This window comes from Bacillaceae bacterium S4-13-56 (genome assembly GCA_040191315.1).
In the GTDB taxonomy this organism is placed as follows: domain Bacteria; phylum Bacillota; class Bacilli; order Bacillales; family JAWJLM01; genus JAWJLM01.
This window is the reverse complement of record JAWJLM010000118.1, coordinates 1-7,157: the sequence shown is the minus strand read 5'-3', so window position 1 is coordinate 7,157 and position 7,157 is coordinate 1. Positions and strand designations below refer to the sequence as shown.

At 37.3% G+C, this 7,157-nt stretch carries 8 protein-coding genes; 3 read left to right on the top strand and 5 right to left on the bottom strand.

What is annotated here, in order from left to right; genetic code table 11:
• Nucleotides 1-61: 61 nt before the first annotated feature.
• From RZN25_17590 to RZN25_17580, 3 genes are all read right to left on the bottom strand, one after another.
• On the bottom strand, nt 62-1,171 hold the full coding sequence (locus RZN25_17590) for a hypothetical protein (GenBank protein ID MEQ6378622.1): 1,110 nt from the start codon (nt 1,169-1,171) through the stop codon (nt 62-64).
• A gap of 753 nt (nt 1,172-1,924) precedes the next feature.
• Entirely contained in the window at nt 1,925-2,341 is a 417-nt protein-coding gene (locus RZN25_17585) for a PIN domain-containing protein (protein MEQ6378621.1), read from the bottom strand.
• On the bottom strand, nt 2,322-2,621 hold the full coding sequence (locus tag RZN25_17580) for an AbrB/MazE/SpoVT family DNA-binding domain-containing protein (protein MEQ6378620.1): 300 nt from the start codon (nt 2,619-2,621) through the stop codon (nt 2,322-2,324). Before RZN25_17580 ends, RZN25_17585 begins: the two co-directional genes overlap by 20 nt.
• Nucleotides 2,622-2,790: 169 nt before the next feature.
• On the opposite strand from RZN25_17580, the gene RZN25_17575 reads away from it, so the two are divergent.
• The 3 genes from RZN25_17575 (at nt 2,791) to RZN25_17565 (ending at nt 5,581) form a co-directional block, all read left to right on the top strand.
• Entirely contained in the window at nt 2,791-4,236 is a 1,446-nt protein-coding gene (locus RZN25_17575; GenBank protein ID MEQ6378619.1) for a DEAD/DEAH box helicase, read from the top strand.
• A 329-nt stretch (nt 4,237-4,565) separates the two neighbouring features.
• Nucleotides 4,566-5,000 (top strand): MarR family transcriptional regulator, encoded by a 435-nt coding sequence (locus tag RZN25_17570; protein MEQ6378618.1) that lies wholly within the window; start codon nt 4,566-4,568, stop codon nt 4,998-5,000.
• Between the two features lie 119 nt (nt 5,001-5,119).
• Complete coding sequence (locus RZN25_17565) at nt 5,120-5,581, top strand: redoxin domain-containing protein (GenBank protein MEQ6378617.1); 462 nt, start codon at nt 5,120-5,122, stop codon at nt 5,579-5,581.
• Between the two features lie 332 nt (nt 5,582-5,913).
• Here the strand turns inward: RZN25_17565 and RZN25_17560 are convergent, their stop codons facing one another.
• Both RZN25_17560 and RZN25_17555 read right to left on the bottom strand, forming a co-directional pair.
• Nucleotides 5,914-6,408 (bottom strand): hypothetical protein, encoded by a 495-nt coding sequence (locus RZN25_17560; protein MEQ6378616.1) that lies wholly within the window; start codon nt 6,406-6,408, stop codon nt 5,914-5,916.
• On the bottom strand, nt 6,395-6,874 hold the full coding sequence (locus RZN25_17555) for a hypothetical protein (protein MEQ6378615.1): 480 nt from the start codon (nt 6,872-6,874) through the stop codon (nt 6,395-6,397). Before RZN25_17555 ends, RZN25_17560 begins: the two co-directional genes overlap by 14 nt.
• Nucleotides 6,875-7,157 lie beyond the last annotated feature (283 nt).

Genomic DNA, 7,157 nt, shown 5'->3' with positions numbered 1-7,157 from the left:
CAAAACTTCCGATTGTTCCCTAATAGAACCGTCCCTATCAGCACACTTGCCATGTCACCGATTATAGGTAATCATCTTCTTCTACTTTTATTGCTGCAATGAGGTTTCTTGTGTTTCGTTTCCAGCTTCTATAGTTGAAAGGTTTACCTTGACGAAATTCTCTAATATTTTCTTGGATGGAATCCCAGTCTTTCCTCAGACCCGGGGGAATCTCATCTTGTTTGGCCCTAATAGCTTTTAATGTAGATAGATGTCTTTCGATAAACTCATCGTATGCAATGTCCATAGGGGCATTCTTTTTTTGTTTTTGAAGAGCAATTTTTTCTTCCCACAACCGATTAAGTCTTAATTTTTGCATAGAAAAAAGAGGGAATCCAAGCCGAATATGATCTTTGATATCGGTTGGTAATTCAATTCCTTGGAATAATTCTTCATTAAGAGGTGGGTTATCTTCACTTTGCATCAAATCATAAAGTTCTTCTAATTGTTTTAGAGGCAAATTACTTACAAATTCCTTCTGTTCGCCTTCAAAAGAATCCACAAAGTTCTTTAGCTTCCGCTCGTGCTCTAGTCTCACTTTTCTTTTAGTTTCTATTAGTTCGTTTTCTTTTTGTTCCTTCAAACGTATCTCTAATTTGTTAATTTGCTTTTCGGAGAGAGGGAGCCCGAGTTCCACTTGCTTTTTCATAACTTCTGGTACGTCAATGGAGTTGTATGGGGAAAGGTCTGTGAACTCTCCTTCCTTGTAGCAAATTAAAATATTGTCTCGTTCCTGATTAATCGTATGAAGCCCATTTTTAATATCTTGTATAATGGACGGCGATAGACCAGTATAATGTTCAAGACAGGTTTCTCCTAATTTATAGGTTTTATTTTCTGATTTATTTTTTACGATGTATTGGAACCGCAAAGATTGTCCACATTCACATCGATAAAAGCGGTTGCCGTACCCAGCATCTAAGATCTCCTCAAGATACCAATCGTTCACTTTCTCTAACACTTGATTCAGTGAATCCTTGGAATGAATTAAAATTCCTTTTTTTTCAGCAAGAACTTGCAACCATTTACTTTTCTTGCTTTGCTTGATGTAATTGTTTATGAACTCCCTTTGTTCCTCACTCATTTGAGCCATGATGTCAGCTGTTTCTTTTTCCGAAAGGACCCAACTCATGATAATCCCCCTTCAAGGCATAAAACTAATAAAAAACCTCAATATAATTCTTACCAAATATATTTCTACTATTCCACTAAAAACCCTCCCTTCGCACACAAATTGTGTTGATTAATGAGATGATAGTTGTGTTGGTAGGTGTGTTGGTAGGGACGGTTCTCACGTTGAATTCCTTGTTCTGTAGGGATTCTCTTGTTTTTGTGGTGTTATATTACTATATTGATTGAGTGAATAGTCGCTACTATTTGCTCTTTTTTTATGCCCTTATGTTTTTGAAGCGTATTTTGCGAACGCCCTTTATAGTAGTGGAGAGGGGGAAATTCAGAGGTAAATTCATTCTATTGACTCATTTTCCAGATTGGGAAGGCAAACCCGGTCAATAGAAGAGCTCTATTAACTCATTTTCCAGATTGGGAAGGCAAAACTGGTAAATAGAGGTGCTCTATTGACTCATTTTCCAGATTGGGAAGGCAAACCCGGTCAATAGAAGAGCTCTATTGACTCATTTTCCAGATTGAGAAGGCAAAATCGGTCAATAGAAGAGCTCTATTAACTCATTTTCCAGATTAGGAAGGCAAACCCGGTCAATAGAAGAGCTCTATTGACTCATTTTCCAGATTGGGAAGGCAAACCCGGTCAATAGAAGAGTTCTATTGACTCATTTTCCAGATTGGGTAATCAAAACTGGTCAATAGAACTTCCTATGGACGCATCCGTTAGGCAAGAACCGTGCCCACAAACCCTATGGCCACATTATTTAGTGGTTTCACTAGGAGAGTAAAATTCGCATTCTAATTTCTTGAAGTCTTTTTTGTTCCAAGTGATAATGCTAGTTTCGTTTTGGTTTGCTTTTAAGGATAAATAGGCATCGATAAAATCTACGTTATTCTTATAAAAAGACTCCAGGGCTTGTAGGACGAATTTTTCTTCTACTTCAACTCCTTCAGAGGAAACGAATTCTAATAAAGCTTGTCCAATTTCTTTTTTAGAAAATGAATAAACAGATTGGAGTACCCAGCAAACTTCAGCAATTACTATAGAAGGGACAAAAAAAGAAATTTCTCTATTGTCTACTTTTTCTAAAAGGCCCTCTAGTTGCGCCACAAGTTCAGGTGGATCATTGGTTAAGATTCTAATGGCAATGTTAGTATCAATCAAGTATTTCTTCATTTTTAACGTCCTCAAACAAATTCCTCATTTTGGATAAACCTATTTTTTCTTGAGCGATTTGCCGTTCCTGTTCAAAGGTCCGTGTTTTATCCACTTTTAATTTGCCTACCGAATTTTTGATCGATTTTGCTTTGATTACATCTACTTTATAAGTCCCATCAGTTTCTCTTACAAAATCAAGACGATCTCCCTCTTCAATATCCAATTCATTTCTAACCTCAATAGGAATAGTTACTTGTCCTTTCTTTGTGACCCTTCCAGACTCTTTTCGATAGGTCATAGTTACACCTCTTACTTATATGTTTGTAATACCAATTATAATTGTAATACTAAGTTTATAACAAGGCAAGTGTTGAACATGGCCAACCAACATTAAAAAAGTTATGCTAGAGCAAGACATTTTTGGTAAAGTTAAGATTAGTATCAAAGTATTGGTATGGAGGGCAAATATGTCGAATTCAGAGTTCAATAATTATAAATTAAGTAATGAGATTCTCAAGGCACTGTCAGCGTTGGGCTACAGTTCCCCCACAAAAGTCCAGCAAAAGGTCATTCCAGAGGCTTTATTAGGTCACGATTTAATTGTGCAATCGCAAACGGGAAGTGGGAAAACAGCTGCCTTTGCGATTCCAATTTGTGAAAAAGTGGATTGGGAGGAGAACAAGCCACAAGCTTTGATTCTCTCACCGACTCGTGAGCTCGCGGCCCAGGTGGCAGAGGACTTTACAAACATCGGGAGATTCAAACGGATTAAGGTGACTGCTGTATATGGGAAGCAGTCCTTTGCAAAACAGCAATTAGAATTAAAACAAAAAGTTCACGTGGTCGTGGGTACTCCAGGAAGAGTTTTGGACCATATGGAAAAAGGAACATTAATCTTAGATAAAATCGAATATTTGGTGATTGATGAAGCGGATGAAATGCTGAATATGGGGTTCATTGACCAAGTAGAAGCCATTATTGAAAGGCTTCCGAAGAACCGAACAACCTTTACCTTTTCGGCAACTTTACCCGAGGATGTCGAGAGCCTTTGCCGCAAATATATGCAGAACCCAAATCATATTCAGGTGAAGGCTTCTGGAATTACGACAGAAAAAATTAACCATTTTGTAATGGAGGTAGAAGAAGCGGACAAGCTCTCTCTACTAAAAGATGTTCTCACGCTAGAGAACCCAGATAGCTGCATCCTTTTTTGTCGGACTCAAGAGAGAGTCCACGAGTTGTTTGGTAAGTTGGATGATTGGGGAATGTCTGTCGATCAACTCCACGGTGCCATGGTTCAGGAGGACCGTTTTGCGGTAATGAATGATTTTAAAAGAGGGGCATTTCGTTTCCTGGTCGCTACCGATGTGGCTGCGAGGGGTATTGACGTCGATGATATTACCCATATCATTAACTATGATTTTCCATTAGAAAAAGAAAGATATGTCCATCGAACAGGAAGAACGGCACGAGCAGGAAAAAGTGGGATGGCCATTACTTTTATGACCTCACACGAGGAAAAGTTCCTAAAGGAAGTAGAAGAATATATCGGTTTTAACATTGTAAAAAGGGAAGCCCCAACAAGAGAGGACGTTAAAAAGGCTCAACCAGATTTTGACCAAAAAAACAATACGAGGCCTAACCTGAAACAGAATAAGAGTGAAAAGCTAAACCAGGACATTATGAAATTGTATTTTAATGGAGGGAAGAAAAAGAAACTTAGAGCCATTGATTTCGTGGGAACCATCGCCAAAATCCCAGGAGTCTCCGCTGACGACATTGGAATCATCACCATTCAAGAAAACTCCACCTATGTCGATATTCTTAACGGAAAAGGCCCACTCGTCCTACAAACCATGAAAAAAACAACCATCAAAGGAAAACAATTGAAAGTCCATCAGGCTAGGAAGTAGGCATGTTGGTAGGGACGGTTCTCAGCGTGAAATTGCAGGAGTAAAATGTTTGTGGGGAGAAGGTTTTAACCCCTTTATGTGATTGGGGGGGATCGCCCACCAATCACATAAAGAGGCAACCAAGCGAAGCGTGGTAGACAAGAGTCTGTGAAGTTTTTGTGGGGGGGATTCTCCCACAAAAACTTGACAGACTCCGTGAAATCCGTAGATGATAGGAAAAACAAAGTAGTCTATAATTGATTTAGTGAAATTTAATTGATATCAATTAAATTTTCAAATATCGAACCTCGAAACTTAAATCTCGTATCTATTTCAGAGGGAGGTACGCTATGGAAAAATTTGATGCTCTCAAATTAGAAAACCAGCTTTGCTTTTCCTTATATGCGTTATCAAGGGAAGTCATCAAAATGTATAAACCTCTTTTGGATCCATTTGACTTAACTTACACACAGTATATTGTAATGTTGGTGATGTGGGAAGAAGAAAAGATTAAATTCAAGGACCTAGGAAAAAGGTTGTACCTAGACTCTGGTACTCTTACCCCAGTGTTGAAGAAGCTTGAGTCCAAAGGATATGTAACGAAATATAGAAATAAAGAAGATGATCGAGTAGTGACTGTCGAATTAACAAACAGTGGAAGAGAATTGAAAGAAAAAATGATGGATATACCTGCAAAAATGTATCGGAGTTATAATGGGGATGAAGAAACACTCTTGGTGTTAAAGAAGCATTTAGACGAGCTTCTAAAAGGGAAGAAAGAATAAAGTTTGCTCTTGCTAGAGGGACTTTATTTTATCTATTATTTAATTGAGTACAATTAAATTTATATAAATTAATAAGGATCAAAGTTTTTATACTTTAGATCAAGAGGAGGAACGAAACAATGGCAAGTGTAGAAGTAAATAAACCGGCGCCCGATTTTGAAATGGAGGATTATGAAGGAAACAAATTTAAGCTTTCTGGTTTTAAAGGGAAGAGAAATGTGTTGATTGTTTTAAATAGAGGTTTTGTTTGACCATTTTGCCGAAAGCATATGATGCAGTTGCATCAACAATACGATCAATTTACAAATAAAGACACAGAAATCGTCGCCATTGGACCAGAAAATGCTAAAAGTTTTGCGGCATACTGGGAAGAAAATGGTTTGAAATTCCACGGGATTCCGGATGAAAAACATACCGTATTAAAGCTATATGGACAAAAAGCGAATCTATTTAAACTGGGAAGAATGCCGGCCCAAATGTTGGTAGATAAAGAAGGAACCCTAAGGTATGTACACTATGGCCACTCCATGAAAGACATACCCGAAAACTCAGAGATACTAGAGCTTATCGATAGCCTGTAAAGATACTTTCTGCGCGAGCGTGTTGGTAGGTGTGTTGGTAGGGACGGTTCTCAGCGTGATCGATTAGAAAATTAAGACCTTGAGATTTTTAGTTCTCAAGGTCTTTTTTGTAGTAAAGTATAAAATTTGTCTAGCTCCAGCGAAAAAGCATCATCGAGTAATCTTTGAAGTTTTTGCTCCAAGTAATCGCACAAAGGAAAGCTAATTAGAGCTACTTCGCAGAAACAAGTGCTTTTCTTGTAGGATAAGCGATTAATGCACAAAGCTTGTTCACTTTTCCAGAAACACCTTCACTATCGGCCGAAACCCCGTCTATTACTTTTTATCAAAAATCATAGCGAACTAGTTTTTCTTTTTAAAAGGTGATAATAAACAATGACTAAGCTTTGAATCCAAAGGTATATTGGAATAGAGAATAATAAGCTATAACCTCTCTTGTAGTGGAATACACCTAAAGAGGATGCAATGTACTCCATGAAGATAGACAGGGAGGTCCACAAGATAATGTACAACATAATCTTAAGCCCCTTTATCTGTAAATAGTCATAGAAGTAAAGGAACAGGTATCCAAAGGGTCCGTACATGACATAAGTGAAGAAATCAAATACTTTATAAGCAGAGTTATCGTTTACATCATAAAAATCAAAAGGAGGAATACTTATTGTATGGTCCGCAAACATTCCAATAAAAATTCCCATTAGCACAAGAGTATACGTTGTCGCTTTAGAGAATCTTCGAGGAAGTTTAGAGATAGTGAAAAAAGTAACAATCAAAACTATGACAACAAACCATTCATTTTGATTAAATTGTTGATCATATACTTTCATGTTGATACATCCTTTGTTTAAGGGAACGAATGAACTTCGTAATCAAAAGTGTAAACAAAGAAAACAAAATGATTTCTGTAATGGAGTACCAGTTATTCCACTGTTTGTACGTGTAAACATTGAGTTTTTCACCTGAAATCTCTACTAGGAGAATAAAGATAGGAACTAATATGGCTCCTACAAGTTTGGTCGAAAATGTTTCATACATAAAAATAAGATTCGTTAAAAAAAGTAGGGCCACGGGATAAATGATTGCTCTATATAAGATATAGACCAAGAACATCTCGGTCTCTTTATTAGACTCAATCCATTTCAGGTTAAGACTGGCAATGGTAAAGGAGTTCATGATTACAACAGATAGCACAAAAAACACAAAAGAATTCTCTAGCAAAGACAATTTCTTCGGCAACAAACTAAAACAGAAAATGGTCAACCATAAAATAAGGGAAAAAACAGTTAGTGCCATAAAAACCAACCTTTCATTCTCATTATTCAGTATGACCAAAAGAATGAAATTTAATTAATCCATGGCTACATGTTGGAGCGAGTTTATGGGAATGATTGTGAAATTCAAAACCTGATGGGACAGGAACAACTGGAGGGACAGGAACACCCGAAGGTAGGAACGAATCAAGAGGAAAACCCAGTGAAATCAATGAAAAAGACCTTGAGCGTTATCAGCTTGAGGTCTTTTTACTGTAAATGAAAAGCGGAGTTTTATATTATTGCAATTGAACAGTTCTAGCCAA